The organism is Erythrobacter sp. A6_0 (genome assembly GCF_017744235.1).
Lineage (GTDB): Bacteria > Pseudomonadota > Alphaproteobacteria > Sphingomonadales > Sphingomonadaceae > Qipengyuania.
Genome location: NZ_JAGHQR010000002.1, coordinates 64,567 through 87,351 on the forward strand (window position 1 = coordinate 64,567; position 22,785 = coordinate 87,351).

The window sequence follows — 22,785 nt, forward strand, 5'->3', positions numbered from 1 at the left end:
CGCCATGAGCACGCGCGACACTTCCGAGCGGGACGATCCCATTATCGAAACCCGCGACCAATTGGTCGCGCCGATGCAGGCCGGCGAAAAACCCAAGGCGGATTGGCGCATTGGGACCGAGCATGAAAAGCTGGTCTATATGCGCGGCGATCACCACGCCCCCTCTTACGAGGAGAAAGGCGGCATTCGCGACATCCTGATGGCGTTGACCGAATTCGGGTGGGAGCCGGTCGAAGAAGGCGGCCCAGATGGTAAAATTAATGTCATCGCCATGCGGGGGAGCGACGGCACCGTCAGCCTCGAACCGGCGGGCCAGCTCGAACTGTCGGGCGCGCCGCTCGAAAACCTGCATGAAACCTGCGCGGAAACCGGGCGGCATTTGGCGCAGGTCAAGGCGGTGGGCGAACGGCTCGGCGTCGGCTTCCTCGGCCTCGGCATGTGGCCGGACAAGGCGCGTTCGGACCTGCCGATGATGCCCAAGGGCCGCTACGAGATCATGAAGAACCACATGCCGCGCGTCGGCGATCTGGGGCTCGACATGATGCTGCGGACCTGCACCATTCAGGTCAATCTCGACTATTCGAGCGAGGCGGACATGGCGCAGAAATTCCGCACCGGCCTCGCGCTGCAACCGCTGGCGACGGCATTGTTCGCCAATTCGCCCTTCACCGAAGGGCAACCGAACGGTTACCTCTCCTTCCGCAGCCATATCTGGTCGGACACCGATCCGCACCGCACCGGCATGCTGCCCTTCGTGTTCGAGGACGGCTTCGGCTACGAACGTTGGGTCGATTACATGCTCGACGTGCCGATGTATTTCGTCTTCCGCGAAGGGAAATATATCGACGCGGCGGGCCTCAGCTTCCGCGATTTTCTCGACGGAAACCTGTCGGTCCTACCGGGCGAGAAACCGACGCAGAGCGATTGGTGGGATCACCTCTCCACTGCTTTTCCCGAAGTGCGCCTCAAGAGCTTCCTCGAAATGCGCGGTGCCGATGGCGGGCCGTGGAGCCGAATCTGCGCCCTGCCCGCTTTCTGGGTCGGCCTGCTTTACGATCAGACCGCGCTCGATGCGGCGTGGGATCTGGTCAAGGACTGGACGATGGAAGAGCGCGAGGATCTGCGCAACGCGGTGCCGAAATTGGCGCTCGACGCGCCGATTCCCGGCGGCGGCAAGCTGCTCGATCTGGCGCGCGAAGTGATGAAGATCGCCCGCGCGGGCCTGTCGGCGCGCGCGCGCCTCAATTCGAGCGGGGACAACGAGACGGGCTTCCTCGAAACGCTCGATGAGATCGTGACAACCGGGAAGGTGCCCGCGCAAGTCCTGCTCGACCGCTATCATGGCGAATGGGGCGGCGATATCGACCGGGTCTACAAATACAGCTTCTAGAGCCGGAGATCAGGCGGGTGCGGTCACCGGCCTCAACCCCTTGACCCAGGCGAACAATCGCGTCAGCGGCGCGGTGATCAGCCCGTTTTCGGCCATATAGTCGTAATAGGCTCGGTATTTGGCGTCCTCGCGCAGCAGATGCGCCTCTTCGGTCCGCGCGCGCCAGTAATAGATACCGTTAACGACCAGCAGGAAGAACGAATTGCGGATCATCTCAACCGGGCTGCCCGTGGTGACGAGGAAGGGTAAGGTCGCGAACCACCAGAACAGGTTCTTCGACACATAGGCCGGATGCCGCGTCCAGCGATAGGGGCCGTTGGTGATGACGCCGCGATAGGTGAGGTTGGAAAATCGCAGGCCGAACACGAAGGTTGCCCAGGCATAGAAGAACGTCAGCACGACGAGCCACGCACCCCAGCCCGCGACCAGAAGGTCGTTCCCCTGCATCCAGTACAGCCATTCGGGCGTGTTCTGCTGGTAATTGACGAATTGGGCGTTGCCCATGATCCCCCACACCATCGGGGGATAACAGATTAGCGCCGCGATCCAGCCGCCCAGGAACGGATTGCCGCTGCGGATATGCGCGTCGAGCGGGCGCACGGTCATGATGTAGCCCACCGTGCCGATGATCACGTCCATCATGAACATGACTTCGATCAGGAACAGCGCCGCGCTGGCCGGATGCGAAAAGGTCTGCGGCAGGTCCGCCGTCACCACGGTCGCGAAGGCGAAGGGGACGATCGAGATCATGAAGGCGGTGTAGAACCCCTTGATGATCCAGGCGCGCCAGTGCTTCTTGATCTGCTCCGGCTCCCAGCCCGGCCTGCCCAGGATCAGCGCGCCGAAATGCCAAGCATGGTCGCGCGGGTTCAGCATCACCCGGTCGAGCCACAGCACATAGGGCACCGACAGCACGACCAGCGGGAGCGCCGCCCAAGTCAGCACCTTGATCGCGAAGATGTAATTCCCGTCCCAATACCAGCGGCACAGGCAATAGAGCGCGGCGATCACCGCCCAGGTCGTCCACAGGCCGAGCAGCTTGACCATGCTGGTGCCGCGATCGGGCACGCGGGTCTTTCGCAGCGACCAGTCGATCCCGGTCGAGGGGCGCAGATGCACCTTGTCGACGAAGACCGACCACAGCGCCATCGGCACCGCTGCCGCGACCAATGCGGCCAAGGCGGAATGCGGCCCGCTCATCGGCTGGCGCGGCAGGGGAAGATCGAAATAATCGGCGATGGCGGGGAAATTGCGCGACACCGCCACCCACGCGAACAAACCCGCCAGCCCCACCAGGCCGACAAAGGAGGAAACGTCGCTTTGCGGTCTGGCGGCGCGGGGCGGCGCCTGTGCGGTGTCCATGCGCAAAACTCCTACGCCGCAAGGGTTAACATGCGGGTAAGGCCGAGTCTCGCGCGGGGTTTAGCGGAAGGCGTGGATGCGCCCGCTATCGTCGAGGATGTAGAGCGTTTCGTTGGCTACCACCGGAGGCAGGCTGACCGGCTCGCCGAGTTCCTGATAGAGCTGCGCCGAGCCTTCGCCCGTGCTCACCCGCCACAACTCGCCGCGCGAATTGACCAGCCACAGCGAATTGCCCGCCAGCACCGGCCCGGTCCAGAAGATCGGATCCTTCTTCTTCTCGACATTGCGATACTCGGCCAGCTGGGTCAGCCAGCGCACCTTGCCCGTCGAGCGCGCGATGGCGAGCAGGCGGGCATCGTCGGTCAGCGTGAAGATCCACTCGCCCGCGATTGCAGGCGTGGAAATGCCCGCGAGGTTCAGCTCCCAGATTCGCTGGCCGGTGACGAGTTCGTAGGCCGCCATGCGCCCGCCTTGGCCGAGCGCGTAGACGCGGCCATTGTCGATGATGGGATCGGCGTCGATATCGGTCAGCGTGCCGACCTGGGTCGAGATGCTGGTGCGCGCCAGAGCGTCCGCCCACAGGCTGCGTCCGTTCTCGTAGCGATAGGCCACCAGCTCGCCCGAGCTGTAGCCTGCGATGACCGTGCCCTGCCCCACGGCAGGCGCGGCCACGCCGAACACGCCGGCCTGCGTCGAAGAGGCCGATTCCTGCCACTGGAGCGAGCCGTCATTGGCATCGAGGGCGAAGATCTGGTTGTCCTGCGTCATCACATAGACCGACCCAAACGCGACGGTGGGTGAACCGCGCAGCGGGCCCGATGGGGTGACCTTCCACAATTCGTTGCCGGTCGCCGCGTCCATGGCGATGACCTCGCCCGCGCCATTGGTGCCATAAAGCTTGCCACTGTCGAAGCTCACGCCGCCGCCGAAGGCGCTGTTGCGCAGATTGTTTTCGAGCGCGGCGTTGCGGGTCCAGATCCTGGCACCGGTCTGCGCGTCGAAGGCGTAAACCGTGCCGTCCACGTCGACGGCGTAGAGCCGTCCACCGCCGACCACGGGCGCAGCGCCGAGGCGCGCGCGATTGCTCGATCCGGCGATCTGCGCGGTCCAGGCCTTGGTCGGCTGCTGACCCAAAGCGAGATGGCCGTAGGACTTGCTGGCCGTGCCGCCGGCTTGCGCGAAGCTGGCATTGGTCTGCGCGGGCGGCAGCACCACCTGGACGCTGGCCAGCGCGGGATCGACCTGTGCGCCGGTTTCGATGCGCGACAGGATCGGAATACGCTCGCCCACGGTGGGCGTGGTGTTGTCGTCGTCCCCGCCGCCGAACAGTCCGCCTGCGCAGGCCGACAGGCCAAGCGTCAACGCGCCGAAAAGGCCGGTCCGGGCCAGGATCTTCGTCTTGGAAATGCTCGTCATAGCGTTGTGCCTGTGATTGCGCGTCATTCGGCCGCCGGTGCGCCTGGCGCGTCCGGCTCCGCTTCGCGGTCGATACCCTGTTGTTCGAGAAGCGCGTCGACATCCGCAATGGCGTCGACGCCCAGAATGCCCGCCATCTGGCGCGAGCGCGAGCGCAGGCTTTCCGGCGCGGTCTCGCTCTGCGCGATCTGCGAGAACAGTTTGCCCGCCTCAGCCCGGTTGCCCCGTTCGAGCTGCGCCATGGCGACCAGTTCCGCCGCGCTGCCGAAGAAGGGATGATCGGGCTGGGCCAGCGCATTCAGTTCGCTGACCACGGCGCCCTTGTCCATCGTATCGAACCCGGCCGAAACCTTGCGGATCAACGCCAGATCGCGCAGCGGCTGCGGCGCGCTTGCATCCTTGGCGAGCGCATCGAACGCGGCCACCGCCTGTTCGGTATCGCCACGGCGGGCCAGAATCGCGCCGCGCATCATCTTGGCATTCGCGCTCGCCGCACCGCGATCGGCGGCGGCAAGGCCTTCGAGATTGTCGTAGGCCGTCTGAAGATTGCCCGCCTCCAGATTATCGAGCGCGGCAATCAGCACCTCGCCATCGGCCTCACGCGCGGCTTCCTGCTGGTTCTGCCAGAAGAGATAGCCCGCAAAGGCGACGAGCAGCAGGACGATCGCGCCCGCGATCGGCACGCCGTATTTCTTGCCGAAGCTTTGCAGATCGCCCTGGCGGACGGCATCGTCCACTTCGCGGATCAGCGCGTCGTCTTCGGCGGCCTTGCGGCGAGCCAGTTCTTCTTCGCGGGTGAGGGCGGGTTTTTTCGGTGTGAGAGCCACGAGCGGCTGGTTTCCCGTTCAGATAAGCGTTGCGTTCGGCATCACGGCGACAATCTCGCCCACCGGTTCAGCGGCGTTCATTAGGCGGCGCACTGCATTAGGGCAATGGGCTGGGGAAACAGCGTGGGCATGACGCATCGACTGCCCCCGCAAGCGTGAATGGCGGCTGAAACCTTCGCTCAGAGATCGAAGCCGTGCATCGCGCTCGAATAGAGGCGGCGATAGGTAGCGATCATCTTGTCCGCATCGAATTGCGCGCGGGCCTTTGCGCGGTTCGCCTTGCCCACCGTGTCGCGCAGTTTCGCATCGTCCGACAGAGCGACGAGCTCGCTTGCGATCGCTTCCTCGCTCGGCGTGTCGGCGAGATAGGCTCGGTTTTCTTCGGCGACGATGTCCGCGATATCGCCCACTTTGGGTGCCACCACCGCACGCCCCGCCGCCATCGCCTCGACAACGGAGAGCGGGAATTGCTCGCTGTCGCTCGACAGGGCGAAGATGTCGAACAGGCCGACCACTTTGGCAGGATCGTCCACCGCTCCGGGCAGATGGACGCGATCGTTCAGTTCCAGCCGGTCGATCTCCGCCTCGATCCGCGCGCGATCCGGCCCCTCCCCGCATACGATCAGATGCCAGTCATCGGGCATGGCAGCAAAGGCGCGCACCAGGCGGGGGATGTTCTTGACCGGGCGCAGACCCGCCAGCGTGCCCACCCATTTTTCGCCCGGCCTTTTCAGAAGGCGCGGGATCGCATCGGTCTTGGGCTTGGCGGCAAAGGCACCGGTGTCGATGCCATTGGGAATGCGCTTCACCCGCCCGAGCGGCTGCTGCCATTCGACAAGCGCGATCTCTTCCAGCACGCTCGACGGGACGACCAGGCCAGAGGATTTGCCCAGAGCGATCCGGCGAAACCAGGTCCGCCGCTGCTTGCGTTTGACCAGCTCGCTTTCGTCGAAGCCATCCTCGTGATGGATCAGCTTGGGCAGGTCGAACGCCTCGGAAAACAGCGTGTGCGCCATCACCGCGTCCATCGCGCCCCAATTATAGGTCAGCACGAGATCGTAGCCGCGCATCGCCTTGGCGAGTTTCTGCAGGCGTCCGGGCGTCGGCAATCCCTTGAGCGCGGGGAAATCCGGCTGGAGCGTGACCGCGATCCCCTGGCGGATTCGCTTCGCCGCGCCCAGCTGGTCGGGCTCGGCGGATACGATCGTATGCCGCGCCTTGGCCCCGAAGGCGTTGATCAGCTGGACGCAGCGCAGCTCCTTGCCCCCCGGCGAGAACGTGGAGTGGATGTGCAGGATATGCGGCACGCGCGATGCCTGCCGAACGTCTTGCTTGCCCGCGCGGCGGGGCGGACCCTTGGACTTACTCATGCGAATTCGGACAGGAAAGCGTCGATCGCGGCGCGCGCCTCGGGCTCGTCTAGCGTGGGGGCATGGCCGGTTTCGGAGATCGTCACTGCTTTCGCTTGCGGAAGGCGGCGTTGCATTTCCGACAGCGTCTCAGCCGCGAACAGCGTGGATATCTCGCCCCGCACCACCAATACCGGCTTGCCCTTCAGCGCTTCGAAGGCCGGCCACATATCGGGTGGCACCGCGCTTTCGTCCGCAGCCATGATCGGCTCGGCGATCTTCATATCGTAATCGTAGGAAATGCGGCCATTGTTGCACAGCACCAGCGTGCGCTTGGCCATCCTGATCCAGTCCTCGGTATCGAAGCGCGGGAAGGCGGCGCCATGCGTTTCCTCCAGCGCGCGCGCGGCGTGCATCCAGGTAGGGAAACTGCGCCCCTGCCCGACATAGGTTTTGATCGCGTCCAGCCCCTCGGTCCGCAATTCGGGGCCGATATCGTTCAGCACCGCGCCCGCGATCGTCCGGGGGCGAGTGGCGGCCAGAATCATCGTGATGATCCCGCCCATGGACGTTCCGATCGAAACGAACCGCTCGATCCCCTGATCTTCGAGCAGCGCGATGACATCGCCGACATAGGTGGGGACGGCATAGCTCGCCGGGTCGGGCGCATAATCGCTATCGCCCCGCCCGCGCATTTCGGGCACCAGCACGCGCCATTCGCCCGCCAGATGCTCTGCCAGATCGGCGAAATCGCGCGCATTGCGGGTGAGGCCGTGGAGGCAGATTATCGGCGGGCGCGCGGGATCGGCGCCCGCGCTGGCCGGATAGTCGCGGTAATGCAGGGTGAGGCCGTCGGCGCTTTGCCAGGTCCGGTCGGTATAGGGCTTGTCCATTATCGGCGCGGTGTCGCTCTTCACTGGCTGTGTCGGTCATACGGAACGGTCGGCCCTGCGGTTTCGGCGGGCGGTCTTGTGCCGTATCGGTCTCACCCCCACTATCGCTGGATGAACGACCCTGTGCAAGCCGCCTCCTATCGTCCCGACACCCCGATCGCCGCGCTGGCCGACTGGATCGGCGATCCGGTGGAGGCCGCAGACTTTCCCGAAACCACGCTGCGCTGGCGCAATGACCGCGCGGCGCGAACGGTCGGGCTGGCGGAATTGAGCGATGCCGACTGGGTACGCCATTTCGGGCGGTTCGATCCCGTGCCCGGCAATCTCCCCCAGCCGCTCGCGCTGCGCTATCACGGGCATCAATTCCGGGTCTACAATCCCGAGATCGGCGACGGGCGCGGCTTTTTGTTCGCTCAGATGCGGGACGAATCCGGGCGCCTGATGGATCTCGGCACCAAGGGATCGGGCACCACGCCGTGGAGCAGGCGCGGCGATGGGCGGCTGACGCTGAAAGGCGCGGTGCGCGAGATTCTGGCGACCGAAATGCTCGAAGCGCTCGGCGTGAACACGTCGAAAACCTTTTCGGTGATCGAAACCGGCGAGCAGCTGGAGCGCGGTGACGAGCCCTCGCCAACCCGCTCCGCCGTGCTGACGCGGCTCAGCCACGGACATATCCGCATCGGCATCTTCCAGCGCCTGCTGGCCTTGGAGGAGCGCGATCATATGGTTGAGCTGATCGACTATTGCCTGGCGCAATTCCCCGGCCCTCCGCCCCCCGAAGACGCCCCCGACCGCTACGAGCCTGCCGTGCGTTTGATGCATCTGGTGGTCGAACGCATGGCCGATCTCGCGGCGAGTTACATGGTGGCCGGCTTCGTCCACGGCGTCCTCAACACCGACAACATGAACATTTCGGGCGAAAGTTTCGATTACGGCCCGTGGCGGTTTCTGCCGCGATGGGAACCGGGCTTCACGGCCGCCTATTTCGACCATGCAGGGCTCTATGCCTTCGGTCGCCAGCCTGAGGCGTTGCACTGGAATTGCGGGCAGCTTGCAGTGGCGTTGCGCCTCGTTTGCGATGCACCGCCCCTGATCGCCGCGCTGGAGCGATTCGGTTCGCTCTATATGGAAGCGGTCGGGCGGCGCTGGTGCTGGCGGCTCGGTATCGCGAACCGCGGGTCGGAGGCCGATGCTGCACTTGTGGGCGCATGCGAGCGCGCGATGCGGGAAAGCGGCGAAAGCCCGGACGCTTTCTTCCACCGGCATCGGGGCGGCCGGAACGCGGAGGGAAGCCTCGCCGAAGCGCTGTCGGACCACGCACCTACGGACAGCGCACATCCCTATTGGGACGAAGAACCCGAAACGATGGTGATCGAGGAGGTCGAGCGTATCTGGGCCGCCATCGACGAGACGGACGATTGGCAGCCCCTGGCCGACAAGATCGCCGCGATCCGCCGCATGGGCGCCGCACACGGCGACGCTCCGCGACCTGCCGGGCAATAGCTGTTGCGATTTAGCGCGAAGGTGCCTGGCTCGTCATCTGGAGTGGCTGCAGGTCGATGCCGACCAGTTTCCAGCGGCCCTGTTCCCATTGATAATACAGGTCGAATCCGATCGAGATCGGGCGCATCTGGAACACGCCCTGGACGCGGAAGACGTCTTCCTGAACCAGTTGCGGCGCCACCGTATAGGTTGGTGGGACCAGCAAAGCGTTGGAAAGGTCGATCTGCAAGTCGCGCAGGCCCGCGAAGATCTGGCCCAATTGCGCAGGCGTATTGTTGATCTGGAACCCTTGCGCCGAGATATCCCGCAGCACCGAGTAATTGCCCGACCTATTAGCATGATCGACCGCCGCAACGGTGGACCATATCAGCTTTGACAGTTCGAGCTGCCCCGGCGTCGGGCGAACCGATGGCGGTGGCTGAACGCTGGGCTGGGGTGCGGCCTGCTGTGCGGAAGCGGGCATGGAACAAGCGAGCGCCGCCGCCAGCGCGACGAAAAATGCCGGGGCAGGACGCCCCGGCATTTTCCTGATGTTTGCGATCCTGAACATGGACCGGGTGTAGCCGCTTACCAGGCGATCTGGAAGCCGCCGCGTGCACCGACTTCGCCGCTGTCGAAGCCGACGCCGAGGCCTGCACCCACCGACATGTTGGTCCCGACGCGAGCCGAAACCGCCAGCGTACCGGCAGCCTGATCGTCATAATAACCGACGCCGCCCGACAGGCCGAAATTGGTCCCAGCCGGAAGCATCGGCGATTCCATCGCCAGCGCCATCGCGACACCTTCGTTCGCCCGATCGACCGCGTCGCGCAGCTCGGCAGTCTGGCCGAACAGCGTATTGATCTGCGCAGTCTGGTTGGAGGTCAGCGTCTGCAGCGAAGCGATGTTGGCGTTCGCCGTCGTGATCGCCGCCGAATTTGCACCGATCGACGCAGTATTCGCTGCGATCGACGCATTCGCGGCTGCCACCGAAGCCGTCGTGGCGAGAGCCGAACGGCCCAGCGTCCCGTTGCTGTCCGTCGTCACCGCAAAGACCGTTCCCGTCTGGCTCGCCGTGCTGGTGTCCAGTCCGGCGATGACCACCTGACCGTCATTCACAGCGCGCGCGCCATTGCCGATCGCGACCGAGTTTGCTCCCGAAGCGACCGACTGGTTGCCCATGGCAATCGCACCGCTGCCGGTCGCAGTTGCCGCTTCACCGACCGAGACGGAGCGCACGCCGCTCGCCACGGCAAGATGGCCAAGAGCGGTCGCCCGTTCGGCGGTCGCTTCCGAACGCCAGCCATAGGCGGTTGCGCCCGCCCCATTGGCAAGCGCCTGACCGCCGACCACCGTCGTCGACGGGCCAGTGGCGACAGTTGCACGGCCGTTAGCGCCATCGCGATTGCCGCCGATCGCGATCGAATCGCCGCCGGTTGCCTGCGCAGTGTTACCGATCGCAACCGCGTTGGAACCCGACGCGACGGCATCTTCCGCCCCGGCAAAGCTCTGTGCGCCCGATGCGGTAGTCTGATGGCCGACGGCAGTGGCCATCGCGCCGGTGGCACGGGCCTGCCAGCCCAGGGCGGTCGAGCCGGGCGTGGTCGCAACCGATTCGCCGCCGACCGCCGTCGTCGAATTGCCCTGCGCCAACGCGGTATCGCCAAGCGCCAGCGCGTCGATACCGTTGGCGATCGCCTCGTTACCGATCGCAGTGGAATTGTCGGTCTGCGCGTCTGCATTCTCACCCACGGCTAGCGAACGCACGCCCTGCGCGGTCGCCAGATGACCGAAAGCCTGCGCACGCTCGGCAGTCGCCATAGCCTGCCAGCCGAATGCCGACGCGCCCGGACCCGTGGCTACGCTTTCGCCGCCGATGGCCGAGGTCGAATTGCCGTTCGCGCTGGCATTGTCGCCCAATGCGAGCGCATCGACGCCCGTCGCGCTCGCCTGATTGCCGATCGCGGTCGAAAATGCGCTTTGCGCCTGTGCCGCCTCGCCTACCGCGAGCGAGCGCTCGCCCTGCGCGCTGGCGAGGTGCCCGAATGCATGGGCGCGCTCACCCGTCGCGTTCGACCGCCAGCCGAAGGCCGTGGCCGCCGTTCCGTTCGCGACGCTTTCACCGCCTACCGCCGTAGTCGAGGTTCCGGTCGAACTCGCATTGTCGCCGACGGCCAGCGCGTCGACGCCATTGGCAACCGCCTGATTGCCGATCGCGGTCGAGAACGCGGTCTGCGCCTGCGCGGCCTCACCTACGGCGAGCGAGCGCTCGCCCTGCGCGCTGGCGATATGGCCGATCGCGTGGGCGCGTTCGCCCGTCGCGTTGGACTGCCAGCCGAAGGCCGTGGCCGCTGTACCGTTCGCGACGCTCCGAGCGCCGACTGCCGTAGTGGACGTGCCGGTCGCCGTAGCTACGTTACCGTAGGCGCTCGCGCCGTCCCCATTGGCCGTCGCGCCCGATCCGGTCGCCGTTGCACCAGTGCCGGTGGCTGTTGCATCGCCGCCGCAGGCCAGTGCATCGTCACCTGTCGCGTTCGCGCCAGCCAAGGTCGGGTTGGCCTGATCTTCGGTCAGCACGCATTCCGCATCGGGATTGCTTTGGGCGGCGGCAGTGGACGGCATGATCCCCACGGCGGCAATCGCCATAAGCGATGCGCCGAAAGAGAGGCCGGTCGTTTTGCTGAATTGGAAACGCATGAGTTTTCCCCTTGGTTACCTCGAAACCGGTAACGAAATTGCGCGAGCCGCGATCTCGAACCAATTCGATGGAAATGATCTGGAAAGTGCTGAAAATGGATAGGCGTCGAAACGATCGGTACGCTCTCGTACCGTCGCACGAAGTATTGTCGCTGCGCTCTCCTCCTCCCCGCCGTTCGAACCGATTTGACGTCGCGAGCGATACGGACCACATGCTTGCGCGGCGCGCAGCCGCCTGATCGGCAACGCCAGCAAAATTTCCGCAATCGGACACGATTGCACTTGACCGACGTTGCAACCGAGCAACCGACCCCGATCCATGAGGTTCCCTGAGACCGTGAGCAGCTCCGAACTAGTTTCCTTCGAACCCGCGACCGGACGCGAATTGTGGCGCGGCGGAATCGGCGATCCGGATGCCGCGATCGAACGCGCGCGGGCCGCCCTTGCCGAATGGTCGCGCCTTCCCGTTGCGAACCGGATGGAGCTGATGCGCCGCTTCGCCAACGAAGTCCGGCGTCAGGCCGAACCTTTCGCCGAAGTGATCGCGCGCGAAACCGGCAAGCCGATGTGGGAAGCGCGCACTGAAGTCGAAGCGGTGATCGGCAAAGTGGAGATCTCGATTTCCGCCTATGCCGAACGCACCGGGCAGAAAAAGCTAAACAGCGCGCTGTCCGGTACGGCGGCTGTGCGGCACAAGCCGCATGGCGTGATGGCCGTGTTGGGGCCGTATAATTTTCCCGCCCACCTTCCCAATGGCCATATCGTTCCGGCGCTGATCGCCGGGAACACGGTGATCTTCAAACCCAGCGAAAAAACGCCTGCGACGGCGGAATTCCTGGTAAAATGCTTCCACGCCGCGAAGGTACCCGAAGGCGTGGTCCAGCTGCTGATCGGCGGGCCGGACGAAGGCAAGGCGCTGGTGGGGCACTGGCTTGTCGACGGGGTGCTTTTCACCGGATCGGCGCGCGCAGGCATCGCGATCAATCGCAAGCTCGCCACCGAACCGAACAAGATCGTGGCGCTCGAAATGGGGGGCAACAACCCCGTCGTCATGCTCGACACGCCGAAGATCGACGATGCGGCGGCGCTCATCATCCAGTCCGCCTTCACCACGGCGGGCCAGCGATGCACGGCGGCGCGGCGATTGATCGTCCTCGATTCCGTCTACGACCAGATCGTGCCCAAGCTGAAGGAGCTGACCGAGCGGCTGATCGTGGACGAGCCTTTCGCCGATCCCCAGCCTTTCATGGGATGCGTGATCGACAATCAGACAGCCGATCTGCTGCATGAAAGCTTTCTGGCTCTCATGAGTCGGGGCGGACAGCCGATCCTGCATATGAAGCGCCCGCAGGAAGACCGGCCCTTCCTCACGCCCGCCATTATCGACACGACCGAGATGCACGAGCGCCCCGATATCGAGCTGTTCGGCCCCCTGCTCCAGGTGATCCGGGTGCCCGATTTCGACGCTGCCATCGCAGAGGCGAACAACACCCGCTACGGCCTGTCTGCCTCGCTCCTGGGTGGCGGACCGCACGATTTCGAGCGCTTCTGGGACAATGCGCGCGCGGGGATTCTCAACTGGAACCGCCCCACCAACGGCGCATCCTCCGCCGCGCCGTTCGGCGGCGTGGGACTGTCTGGCAACCACCGCCCGGCCGCCTATTACGCCGCTGATTACTGCGCCTATCCGGTCTGCAGCACCGAAATGGAGCAGCCGCGCGCGAGCATCGGAGTGGGTCTCAGCGACGCGTGATTAGGGATTGCTGGTGACGAGGTCGATCTCGGTCACGCCCGAAGGCAGGCGCCGACCGTAGACGACATAAGCCGCTTCGCCCTTGGTGCCGCTCAGGATATTGTCACCGGCCGCCTTCACATGCTCCGCCGAATAGCCGTTGGCGAGCGCGCGGGTGTTATAGAACGCCAGCACCTCGTCGAGCGGGACGGGCGAGCGGAAGCTGACGACGCGCAGCGCACATGCGCCTTCGTCCGTTCCTGCCGCTTCCTTGGTGTTGCCGCGTGGATAGACCGGGAAGGTGCCGGGAAGCTTGGCAGCCCAGGCAGTCGAATATTCGACCTGTTCGGCGCAATTCCCGCCGCCCGGGCTGACTGCTGCCTGCGCAGCCTTCTGCATCGCCTTGGTGACGGTGGCCTGGGTGCCGAGATCGCGCGGGGCCGGAGCCGGGCGCAGCGCGTTCGTGCCGCCGACCAGTTCGGCTGCGCGGCTGCGGGCCGCCGCGATCGCCTCGGGTGAGGTGTTGATCGTCGGCACCGAACCGTCGCCCGAACCCGAGAGCGCCGCATCGCCCTCATTATTGGCGGCCATATCCGGATCGGTCATCAGATCGCCATTGAGCGCCTGCTCGCTCGCCGGATCGCTCGCGCCATCCGCAGTTTGCGCGTCGGGTTCGTTGCTGCAAGCCGACAGAAGCACGAACGGCAGAGCGATGGTAAGAGCGACAGGGGTGAAGCGCATGGGACAATCTCCGACAGGATTTTCCGGAGCCGTAAGCACGCAAGCGTTAAGATCAAGAGCAGCGGCCGGCGCATGCGCCATCGCGGGACAGCCGATCGCCTGAATCTTACGGCACGGAATCGAAGACGCCGCCCACCCCGATCATGGGACGAGCGACGCCTTCCACGGTCCCCTAGGGTCCGCGCTACGACCGTGGGTGGGCACGGTCGAAGTTCGTTTCTACTTTAGCGGCACTTGGTGCTCGATCGGTCGATCGCGCGGCCCAGCAGGGCCCCGCCCGCTGCGCCGAGAATCGCGCCAAGCGTCCGATCGCCATTGCGTCCGGCGACTTCGTGTCCGATCAATCCGCCGACGCCTGCGCCGATCAGCAGCCCGGTCGTGCCATTTTCTTTCTTGCAGTAATAACGGCCGTCATTCCCGCGCCAGACCTGCGTGTCGCGATAGACCGGCTCTGCGTAATTGCGGTCGTAACGCTGCCCGTAATTGCGATAATCACGGCGATCGCGATATTTGTCGCGCCCGTGATTGAACGCGGTTTCGCCGAATACCGAAGTCTGCGCCGAAGGGGTGGCCGTGTGGTAGGCCGGAGCGGCAGAAGCCGGGCCGGACAGAGCGAGGCCCGTGGCGGCAAGAGCGAGACCGGCGGTCTTGAGCGATAGGGTCATGTCGGTATTCCTTCCTCATTTCGCGAGAGCGGCGCGGGGCTCGTCCGCCTCTGACGTTCAGCTATAAGCGTTCGAAACTGAACGGATCGCAACCGAGACGACAGATTCCGGATTTGCGGCGAAACGACTTTCATGCGGCGACGAAATGAGCGCTTGCCGCCGTCATACCCCGGCCCTAGCGCGCCGAAATGGCCGATCCCGATCCCGATACCGAACAGACCGACGCGAAATCGGGCCTGCCATCGGCACTCGGCGCCTATACGATATGGGGTTTCTTTCCGCTCTATCTGATCCTCGTCAGCGCGGTTCCGCCTTTCGAATTCGTGGCCTGGCGGATCATCTGGACGGTACCGATCTGCGCAGTGATCGTGCTGGTGCGCCGCCAATGGCCGCAGGTGCGGGCCGTGCTTTCCGACTGGAAAGTCCTGCGCTGGCTGCTGCTGAGCTCGGTTCTGATCGCGATAAACTGGGGCGTCTATGTCTGGGCGATTCAGCGCGGCAATGTCTATGCGGCCAGCCTTGGCTATTACATCAATCCGCTCTTCAATGTCCTGCTCGGCACGCTCGTTCTGGGCGAGCGGCTGACCCGCTTGCAGTGGAGCGCGGTCGGACTGGCGACGGTGGGCGTGTCGCTGCTTGCCGCCGGCGCGCTAACCACGCTGTGGATCAGCCTGACGCTGGCCTGCTCATTCGGAACCTACGGGCTGGTCAGAAAGCGTGTTCCGGTGGGGGCCCTGCCCGGGCTGACCATCGAATCGGCGCTGCTCATGCTGCCCTCCGCTGCGGTTACCTGGTGGTATGCCGCCAGGTACGGATCGTCCTTCGCCATCGATCCGGGCCTCAGCTTCGCGATCGCGCTCGGCGGGCTGGTGACCGCTGTACCGTTGCTGATGTTCGCCGTGGCGGCCCGGCGAATGCCCTATTCGACACTGGGTTTCATCCAGTTCCTGGCCCCCAGCATCGTCTTCGTGCTCGGCCTGACCGTCTTCGAAGAGCCGCTGAAGCCCGTCCAGATCGCATGCTTCGGCTTTATCTGGGCGGCGGTGATCATCTTCGCCTGGGATCTCGTCGCCAAGGCCCGCGCGGCGCGCGTCGTCGCTCCTGCTGGCTGACGATCAGGCTCGCAGCCGCCAGCCGAGCCTTTCCCCGGCATGGAACGGGACCACGCGCGCATCGCCGCCATCGACTTCATAGGGCACGGGAATGTCCGCGCGCTCCAGCGTCACTTCGTCTTCGTTTACGGGCAGGCGATAAAAGCCCGGGCCGTTCAGCGAGGCGAAGGCTTCGAAGCGGTCGATCGCGCCCTCCTCCTCGAACACCGTGAGATAGCTTTCGAGCGCAAAGGGCGCGTTGAAGATGCCCGCACAACCGCAATCGCTTTCCTTCGCATGGCGATGGTGCGGTGCGCTGTCGGTACCGAGAAAGTATTTGGCGGAGCCCGATGTCGCGGCCTTGCGCAGGCCCAGCCGGTGCTCCTCGCGCTTGGCGACGGGGAGGCAGTACATGTGCGGCCTGATGCCTCCCACCAGAATGGCGTTGCGATTGATGTGGAGATGCTGCGGCGTAATCGTGGCGGCGACGTTCTCACCGGCCGAATCCACGAAATCGACCGCTTGGCGCGTCGTGATGTGTTCGAAGATCACGCGCAGTTCGGGCATGCGCTCGATCAGCGGCGCCAGCACGCGTTCGATAAAAACGGCCTCGCGGTCGAAAATGTCGATATCCGCGCTCGTCACCTCGCCATGGACGCAGAGCGGCATGCCGATTTCGGCCATGCGTTCGAGCACGCGGTCGATCTTGCGAATGTCGGTCACGCCGCTCGCCGAATTGGTGGTGGCGCCCGCCGGATAGAGCTTCGCCGCCGTCAGCACGCCCGATTCGAAACCCTGGGCCAGATCGTCGGGATCGGTATCGTCGGTGAGATAGGCGGTCATCAAAGGCGTGAACGCAACACCTGCGGGCACGGCGGCCACGATCCGGTCGCGATAGGCCGCAGCCATGGAAGTGGTCGTCACGGGGGGCGACAGATTCGGCATCACGATCGCGCGGGCAAACTGGCGGGCCGTGTGCGGCACCACTGCGCGCATGGTCTCTCCGTCGCGGAAATGGAGGTGCCAGTCGTCGGGGCGGCGGATCGTGATCGTGTCTGGGGAAGCCATGGGTTTTCCTATGACGCGGTGCATCCTATCTGTCACCCATGCCGCATGCCCCAGCCCCGACCCGCCTGTTCGACCGCGCAATCGTGCGCCTGACGCCCGAAAGCGAAGAGGAAGATGTCAAAGGCTTTCTCCAGGGCCTCGTCACCAACGATCTCAACCAGCCGCTTCCGATCTATGCAGGGCTCTTGAGCGCGCAGGGCAAGGCGCTGTTCGATTTTCTCGTTTGGCCTTCGGGCGACAGGGAATTGCTGATCGACTGCGAAGCGGATCTGGCGGAGGAATTGGTCAAGCGCCTCTCGCTCTACCGCCTGCGTCGTAAGATAGCGATCGCGGTTGATCCGACGGTGGCCGTCCATTGGCGCGCTCATCAAGGCGATGGCGGAGTGGCCGATCCGCGGCTGGGCGAACTCGGCCAGCGCTGGCTCGCGCCTGCCGAAGAGCAGACTACCGACAAGCGGGAAGGCGCCGATGCCGCCTGGCGCGCGCATCGCCTGCATCTGGGCGTGCCCGAGGGGCGGGCGGAATTGGGCGACATATTGTGGCTCGAAACCAATGCGGTCGATCTCAACGGCGTCAGCTTTTCCAAGGGCTGCTATATCGGGCAGGAAAATACCGCGCGGATGAATTGGCGCCAGAAGGTCAATCGTCGCCTGGTCGTCGTTCCGCTCGACCGGTCTGAAGAAAAGCGCCGTAAGGCCACGTATCCCGAACTGGGCCTCGCAGTCGATCATCTGCGCGTGGCGGATATCGATCCCGCTATCGCGCCGCCCTGGATGAGCCTGGAACCCGCGAACTAGCCCGGCGGGAGATCGACGCCGATCGTGGCGATCGAATTGACCAGCATCCGCTCCGCCCGGTCGCGCGCGGCCGTGTCCGGCAAGCCGAGCGACCGCGTCAGCGCGCCACCGATCAGCGCATCGCCCATTGCCATCAGCACCAGAGCGAGCGTCGCTTCGTGCAGACGCGACAAACCTTCCGGATCGGTGCATTCGCCGGGCGCGATCTCGTCGATGAGCTCGTGGATCGTCTCCACGATCGGTGCCAGCGCATCCTCGTTCCCGGTCAGGATCATCCAGCTGGCGAGCTGCCCCGCCCCTTCCTTGTCGAAGGCATCGAATGCCAGATCGACCACTTCGCGCGGGGTGCCGAGGCCGGCGCGCGTGGCCCGCACCGCATCGGCGATGGCATCGCACACGGTCGCAGCCAGATGGCCGGCCAACGCCTTCTGAAGGCCCGCCGCCGATCCGAAATGGTGCAGCAGATTGGCGTGCGTGCGGTCGATTCGACCCGCCACGGCCTTCAGCGTTACCGATTGCGGCCCGGTCTCGATCAGCAGTCCACGCGCCGCTTCGAGAGCGGCGAGACGTGATTCTTCGGGGCTGAGGCGCTTGCGGGTTGCCATCGCGACGGAAAGAGTCCTGTTCGGCTGAGAAAATCTGGGGTGCGGAAAAACGTAGATCGCCCGGGCGCGCGCGGCAAGCCGGATCGGAGAAATGCGCGGTTCAGCCGCTCCCCTTAAGTTAACCCTGGACATCGAGGCTAATTGACACTCGTGTCAGTAAGGCTTACTTACATCTCTGTCAGTAACGTAAACCGGACCCCTATCCATGAATGCACAGACTGGTTTCGAGACCGCCAAGCCGATCGGCGCGCCGACGCCCGCCGATCTGACCATCACCGTGCGCGACGAGCGCTTCAACCGCGATGCCACGCCCAAGCGCTGGTGGGCGGGCGAACCGTTCGGCACTGCCTGGCACAATGCGCTGTCCGCGACCTTTCCGCGCGGCGAGGCCTTTTTTATCGAAGCGGTGAAGGCGCACCGGCCCAAGGACGGCGATGGCGCCGATCCCAAGTTGACGGCGGAAATCCGCGCGTTTGTAAAGCAGGAAATCAATCACACTCGCGAACATATCGCTTTCAACCGCCTCGCCGAAGACCATGGCTACGATATCAAGGCGATCGACAAGCGCGTCGAGGAATTGCTTGCACTGACGAAGGGCCGTCCTGCGATCGCCAATCTGGCCGTCACCATGGCGCTCGAACATTTCACCGCCATGATCGCGGCGGAATTTCTTCAGAACCCCAAGCATTTCGAAATCTCCGACCCCGAAGTCGCCGCCATGTGGCGCTGGCATGCGGTCGAGGAGATCGAGCACAAGGGCGTGGCCTACGACACCTGGAACCACGCGACTCGCGATTGGAGTGCCTGGCGCCGCTGGCGGGTGCGCAATCTCGTCATGCTGATCGTAACCGGACGCTTTCTCAAGAATCGCTGGATCGACACTCTGATGCTGCTCGAACAGGACGGTATCACCGGCTGGAAGGCGCGGTGGGGCCTGTTCAAATACCTCGCCGTCACGCCCGGCGTGATCCGGCGGCTGGCCCTGCCCTGGCTTTCCTATTTCAAGCCCGGTTTCCACCCGTGGGACCATGACGATCGCGCGCTGATCGGGAAATATGATGGCGAATTTTCCGACGCGCTGATGCCCGCCGAATAGACGATCCGCCCGAAACGATAAAAGGCCCCGCGAGACATCGCGGGGCCTTTCTCTTATCGCATTATGGCACCGAACTCAGGCGGCGACCGGAATTTGCGGTGCATCCTGAAGATCGAGCGCAAACATCACGCAATCGGCTGCACCGCCTCTGCCGCAGCTATGGCGCTTCGCGACCTGACCCGTCGGCTGGAAACCGGCCTTTCGCAGCACGCGCCCCGACGCCGGATTGTCCACGAAATGACCTGCCGACAAACGGGCGTGCCCCAACAGCCGGGCAATCTCGATCACGGCGCGGGTCGCCTCGGTCGCGAAACCGCGCCCCCAATACGGGCGGGCTATCCAGTAACCGAGTTCGGCAGCGCCCGGCCCCGCATCGCCATTCTGATCGATGCCGATGCACCCGACGAGCCGGGATTGCGAGGTGATGAGGAAAAGGGGATACGAATCGCGCTGAGCGCGCAGGACGAAGGCCTGCGCATCTTCGCGGCTGTAGGGCCACGGCGCGCTCGCCAGATTGCGGACCACGCCTTCATCCGCAATACCGCCGAAGATCGCTTCGGCATCTTCCGGCCAGGCAGGCCGCAACAGCAGCCTTTCGGTCACATGGAACATCGTCTGTCTCCCCTTCGAACCACGTGCAGGTCTCCTAGGCCGGCCGCGTGACGATTGCGTGATGACGAAACAAAGTTTCGCCGTTTCGGTTGCAGAGGGAGAAACGATAAAAGGGAGCGGAACCTCCCCGACAAATCGGGCTGGTCCCATCTCCCTCTACGAATGCCGGTCGTAAGCCCGGCTGGGACCGTCCCGATGGACGATCCCCTTATCGAACCGTCCGGTTATTCCGCGGCTTGCGCCTGCATGTCGACCGATACGTATTTGCGGCCGAGCTTGCCCGCGTGGAATCGCACGATCCCGTCGGTAAGCGCGAACAGCGTGTGGTCCTTCCCCATGCCGACATTGCTGCCCGGGTAGAACTTGGTTCCGCGCTGGCGCACGATAATGTTGCCGGCGACCACGTCCTGGCTGCCGAACTTCTTCACGCCGAGACGACGGCCAGCCGAATCGCGACCGTTGCGGGACGAACCACCTGCTTTTTTATGTGCCATGGTTAGCGATCCTTACTTCTTGTCTTCGGACTTGGCGGCAGCCTTCTTAGGCGCTGCCTTCTTGGCGGGAGCCTTCGCGGCCGTCTCGGTTTCGTGCGTGCCGGACTTGGCGGGCGCAGCATCCTTCTTCGGAGCGGCCTTCTTCGCCTTCGCTTCGGCCGAATCGTCAGCCTTGGGAGCGGCTTCCTTCTTCGGCGCGGCCTTCTTTTCGGCCTTCGAATCGCCAACCGCGGTGATGCGCAGCAGCGTCATCTGCTGGCGGTGACCGGCCTTGCGGCGGTAATTGTGGCGGCGGCGCTTCTTGAAGACGGTGACCTTCTCGCTCTTCGCCTGAGCGATGATCTCGGCAGACACGGTGACCTTGCCCGCATCTTCCATCTTTTCGCCTTCACCGGCGAGCAGAACGTCGCCCAGCGTGATCGTGTCGCCGGCGTCGCCCGCCAGCTTCTCGACCGCGATCTTGTCTCCGGCGGCAACCCGGTACTGCTTGCCGCCCGTACGCACGACTGCGAACATGGTGCTTATCTCTCAATCAGTTTGCTTTGCCACGTTCTTGCGAAAGCGCGGCGCGCCCGTCAGGCCGCCGAAAGCAGCCCCGGAAAGAACGGTGCCGTTAAGGTAACCCGCTTGCGAAGTCAACGCCGGAATCGTTCAATCCGGGTGGTGGGATCGCTCTGCGCTGGCGCCGGGCCGACGCCGTGCTATCAGGACCGCACTATGCGTCTAGCCCTTATCGCCGCAATCGTCCTCCTCCCCACCCTTGCCGCGTGCCAGACCGCGCCCCACGGCGCCTACCCCTCGCTGGCGATCCGCGATGTCGAGCGGGTGGAGGGGCGGTACGAGCCCATTCCGGGCGATCCCATCGACGTGCCGCCGGTCGAAGTGCCTCTCAACGGCCCGCTCGATCAGCGCCTCGCCGCGTTGCTGGAACAGGGCCGCAGCGCCCATGCGCGCTTTACCGAAGCGGCACCGCGCGCATCGCGGCTCGCTTCGGCAGCCAGAGGCGTGAGCGTGGGCAGCGATGCCTGGGCCTCCGCGCAAGTCGCGCTGGCCGATCTCGATTCGATCCGCAGCGCGACCGCGATCGCTCTCGCCGATGTCGACCTGCTCTACATCGCGGCGAGCGTCGAAGCGACGACCACGCCCGCTCTTACCGACGCACGCCAGTCCCTGCTGGCGCTGGTGCAGGACGAAGACCGGACGCTCGCCGATCTACGAGCGCGGGTGCGCTGAACGCATGAGCCTCGCCTGCGCCTCATGTCCGGTGCGCGACCGAGCGGCATGCGCCGTACTCGCCCCCGAAGAGCGGGCGGCGCTGGCCGAGGCCGGGCATACCCGCACCCTCGCACGCGGCCAGACGCTGTTCGCGGCGGGCGATCCAGTAACCAGCTGCGCCACGCTGGTTTCGGGCGCGCTCAAGATCGCGAGCCTCGATGCCGATGGAAGCGAACATATCCTGGCCCTCGTCCATCCTTCCGGATTTGTCGGCGAGTTCTTCCAGCCTTTCGCCGCCTATGACGTGATCGCTCTCGCCGATAGCCGGTTGTGCGTGTTCGCCGGGCCGGACATGGACTCGGCGATCGCGCGCTATCCGGCGCTGTCGCGTGCGCTGCTCCGCCGCGCGCAGGAAGACCTCCATGCCAGCCGGGCCCTGCTGGCGATCGGAAGCAAGACCTCGGCCCGGGCGCGGGTTGCCGCGATCCTCATCGAATTCGCCCGCGCCGCCAGCGATTCGCCGTGCCACCCGGCGCGGACATTCGACCTGCCTTTGTCGCGCGGCGACCTGGCCAGTTTCCTCGGCCTCACCATCGAGACCGTCAGTCGACAGATCACCGCTCTCGAACGCGAGGGAGCGATTGCACGCACCGGGAAGCGCGGGATCGAACTGGTCGACCCCGCGCTCCTCTCCACCGCGGCGCAATGACGATCACACGAAGGCGCGGATCGTCACTACCGCCATCCCCCAACCCAGGATCAGCACCGGCAGGATCAGCATCTGGATCGCCGCGTCACCCCCTTCGAGCTGGCCCGTATAGGTCGCGATTCCCCGGCGCATCAGTTGCTGCAGTTTCAGGGGACGCTTGCCATGGTCCGGAGCGATCCGTGTCCACAGCGCCGGAACGCCGAACCCTGCCACGATGAACAGCGCGAAGATCGCCATCGGAATGGCCAGGCCGGGGCTGGCGAAACCGACGGCCATGACCGCCACGAAACCCAGATAGAGCGCAACCGTCGCAGCATAGAGCGCGACCGGCATTTCGAAGCTGCGGTCGACGACGACCGGCTGCACCGGATCGGCGTGCAAGGCGGGGAGGATGTCGGGAAGGACATCCGGCGCGGGCTTGCGCTGGGTTGCGATCGGATCTGCATGAATCCGGGCCCGCTGCGCCATCTGGTCTCGTGCGACGTGCTTGGACATTGTCTGTACTCCCGTTGCTGTGGGAGCAGGAATGCGCCGATCCCGCCGC

23 protein-coding genes are annotated in these 22,785 nt (G+C 64.9%); 8 read left to right on the plus strand and 15 right to left on the minus strand.

Features of this window, described 5'->3' with window-relative positions; translation table 11 throughout:
* Positions 1-4 precede the first annotated feature (4 nt).
* Entirely contained in the window at positions 5-1,390 is a 1,386-nt protein-coding gene (locus tag J7347_RS05995) for a glutamate--cysteine ligase (RefSeq protein WP_209161319.1), read from the plus strand.
* Between the two features lie 9 nt (positions 1,391-1,399).
* Here the strand turns inward: J7347_RS05995 and J7347_RS06000 are convergent, their stop codons facing one another.
* The 5 genes from J7347_RS06000 to J7347_RS06020 all read right to left on the minus strand — a co-directional run bounded on the left by J7347_RS06000 (position 1,400) and on the right by J7347_RS06020 (position 7,237).
* A complete protein-coding gene (locus tag J7347_RS06000) occupies positions 1,400-2,752 on the minus strand; it encodes an isoprenylcysteine carboxylmethyltransferase family protein (RefSeq protein ID WP_209161320.1) in 1,353 nt (450 codons plus the stop codon).
* Positions 2,753-2,812: 60 nt separating this feature from the next.
* On the minus strand, positions 2,813-4,168 hold the full coding sequence (locus J7347_RS06005) for a PQQ-binding-like beta-propeller repeat protein (RefSeq protein WP_067681848.1): 1,356 nt from the start codon (positions 4,166-4,168) through the stop codon (positions 2,813-2,815).
* 23 nt (positions 4,169-4,191) lie between these two features.
* On the minus strand, positions 4,192-4,995 hold the full coding sequence (locus tag J7347_RS06010) for a tetratricopeptide repeat protein (protein WP_067681851.1): 804 nt from the start codon (positions 4,993-4,995) through the stop codon (positions 4,192-4,194).
* A gap of 179 nt (positions 4,996-5,174) precedes the next feature.
* A complete protein-coding gene (locus J7347_RS06015; protein ID WP_209161321.1) occupies positions 5,175-6,365 on the minus strand; it encodes a glycosyltransferase family 4 protein in 1,191 nt (396 codons plus the stop codon).
* On the minus strand, positions 6,362-7,237 hold the full coding sequence (locus J7347_RS06020; protein WP_209161710.1) for an alpha/beta hydrolase: 876 nt from the start codon (positions 7,235-7,237) through the stop codon (positions 6,362-6,364). Before J7347_RS06020 ends, J7347_RS06015 begins: the two co-directional genes overlap by 4 nt.
* 111 nt (positions 7,238-7,348) lie before the next feature.
* Between J7347_RS06020 and J7347_RS06025 the strand changes: the two genes are divergently transcribed.
* The gene (locus J7347_RS06025) at positions 7,349-8,740 is read left to right on the plus strand and encodes a protein adenylyltransferase SelO family protein (RefSeq protein WP_209161322.1); all 1,392 of its coding nucleotides are present in this window, start codon (positions 7,349-7,351) and stop codon (positions 8,738-8,740) included.
* A 10-nt stretch (positions 8,741-8,750) separates the two neighbouring features.
* On the opposite strand, the gene J7347_RS06030 is transcribed toward J7347_RS06025, so the two are convergent.
* On the minus strand, positions 8,751-9,203 hold the full coding sequence (locus J7347_RS06030; protein WP_245173887.1) for a hypothetical protein: 453 nt from the start codon (positions 9,201-9,203) through the stop codon (positions 8,751-8,753).
* A gap of 104 nt (positions 9,204-9,307) precedes the next feature.
* Positions 9,308-11,416 carry a YadA-like family protein gene (locus J7347_RS06035; RefSeq protein WP_209161324.1) on the minus strand — a complete coding sequence of 703 codons (2,109 nt, stop codon included), beginning with the start codon at positions 11,414-11,416 and terminating at the stop codon, positions 9,308-9,310.
* Positions 11,417-11,735: 319 nt separating this feature from the next.
* Here J7347_RS06035 and astD point away from each other — a divergent pair, with 319 nt between their 5' ends.
* Positions 11,736-13,169, plus strand: coding sequence for a succinylglutamate-semialdehyde dehydrogenase (gene astD / locus J7347_RS06040; RefSeq protein ID WP_209161325.1), 1,434 nt, complete (start codon positions 11,736-11,738; stop codon positions 13,167-13,169).
* Here the strand turns inward: astD and J7347_RS06045 are convergent, their stop codons facing one another.
* Together J7347_RS06045 and J7347_RS06050 are read right to left on the minus strand one after the other, a co-directional pair.
* The gene (locus tag J7347_RS06045) at positions 13,170-13,889 is read right to left on the minus strand and encodes a hypothetical protein (protein WP_067681868.1); all 720 of its coding nucleotides are present in this window, start codon (positions 13,887-13,889) and stop codon (positions 13,170-13,172) included.
* A gap of 224 nt (positions 13,890-14,113) precedes the next feature.
* Positions 14,114-14,554, minus strand: a complete 441-nt coding sequence (locus J7347_RS06050) for a glycine zipper 2TM domain-containing protein (protein ID WP_067681870.1) — start codon at positions 14,552-14,554, stop codon at positions 14,114-14,116.
* A gap of 188 nt (positions 14,555-14,742) precedes the next feature.
* Between J7347_RS06050 and rarD the strand changes: the two genes are divergently transcribed.
* Entirely contained in the window at positions 14,743-15,666 is a 924-nt protein-coding gene (rarD, locus tag J7347_RS06055; protein ID WP_209161326.1) for an EamA family transporter RarD, read from the plus strand.
* Positions 15,667-15,669: 3 nt separating this feature from the next.
* On the opposite strand, the gene pyrC is transcribed toward rarD, so the two are convergent.
* The gene (pyrC, locus tag J7347_RS06060; protein WP_209161327.1) at positions 15,670-16,713 is read right to left on the minus strand and encodes a dihydroorotase; all 1,044 of its coding nucleotides are present in this window, start codon (positions 16,711-16,713) and stop codon (positions 15,670-15,672) included.
* 38 nt (positions 16,714-16,751) lie between these two features.
* On the opposite strand from pyrC, the gene J7347_RS06065 reads away from it, so the two are divergent.
* Positions 16,752-17,510 carry a folate-binding protein YgfZ gene (locus J7347_RS06065; RefSeq protein WP_209161328.1) on the plus strand — a complete coding sequence of 253 codons (759 nt, stop codon included), beginning with the start codon at positions 16,752-16,754 and terminating at the stop codon, positions 17,508-17,510.
* Here the strand turns inward: J7347_RS06065 and J7347_RS06070 are convergent.
* Complete coding sequence (locus J7347_RS06070; protein ID WP_209161329.1) at positions 17,507-18,115, minus strand: TetR family transcriptional regulator; 609 nt, start codon at positions 18,113-18,115, stop codon at positions 17,507-17,509. The genes J7347_RS06065 and J7347_RS06070 overlap by 4 nt on opposite strands.
* A 205-nt stretch (positions 18,116-18,320) precedes the next feature.
* Here J7347_RS06070 and J7347_RS06075 point away from each other — a divergent pair, with 205 nt between their 5' ends.
* Positions 18,321-19,211, plus strand: a complete 891-nt coding sequence (locus tag J7347_RS06075; protein WP_209161330.1) for a metal-dependent hydrolase — start codon at positions 18,321-18,323, stop codon at positions 19,209-19,211.
* Between the two features lie 75 nt (positions 19,212-19,286).
* On the opposite strand, the gene J7347_RS06080 is transcribed toward J7347_RS06075, so the two are convergent.
* The 3 genes from J7347_RS06080 to rplU form a co-directional block, all read right to left on the minus strand.
* A complete protein-coding gene (locus J7347_RS06080) occupies positions 19,287-19,823 on the minus strand; it encodes a GNAT family N-acetyltransferase (RefSeq protein ID WP_209161331.1) in 537 nt (178 codons plus the stop codon).
* 224 nt (positions 19,824-20,047) lie between these two features.
* On the minus strand, positions 20,048-20,317 hold the full coding sequence (rpmA, locus tag J7347_RS06085) for a 50S ribosomal protein L27 (RefSeq protein WP_067681890.1): 270 nt from the start codon (positions 20,315-20,317) through the stop codon (positions 20,048-20,050).
* 12 nt (positions 20,318-20,329) lie between these two features.
* Positions 20,330-20,833 (minus strand): 50S ribosomal protein L21, encoded by a 504-nt coding sequence (gene rplU / locus J7347_RS06090; RefSeq protein ID WP_209161332.1) that lies wholly within the window; start codon positions 20,831-20,833, stop codon positions 20,330-20,332.
* A 201-nt stretch (positions 20,834-21,034) separates the two neighbouring features.
* Between rplU and J7347_RS06095 the strand changes: the two genes are divergently transcribed.
* Positions 21,035-21,550: a hypothetical protein gene (locus J7347_RS06095; RefSeq protein ID WP_209161333.1), complete on the plus strand. Its 516-nt coding sequence runs from the start codon at positions 21,035-21,037 to the stop codon at positions 21,548-21,550.
* 4 nt (positions 21,551-21,554) lie between these two features.
* A complete protein-coding gene (locus J7347_RS06100; RefSeq protein WP_209161334.1) occupies positions 21,555-22,241 on the plus strand; it encodes a Crp/Fnr family transcriptional regulator in 687 nt (228 codons plus the stop codon).
* A 3-nt stretch (positions 22,242-22,244) separates the two neighbouring features.
* Here the strand turns inward: J7347_RS06100 and J7347_RS06105 are convergent, their stop codons facing one another.
* Positions 22,245-22,736: a hypothetical protein gene (locus J7347_RS06105; protein WP_209161335.1), complete on the minus strand. Its 492-nt coding sequence runs from the start codon at positions 22,734-22,736 to the stop codon at positions 22,245-22,247.
* Between the last annotated feature and the right edge of the window lie 49 nt (positions 22,737-22,785).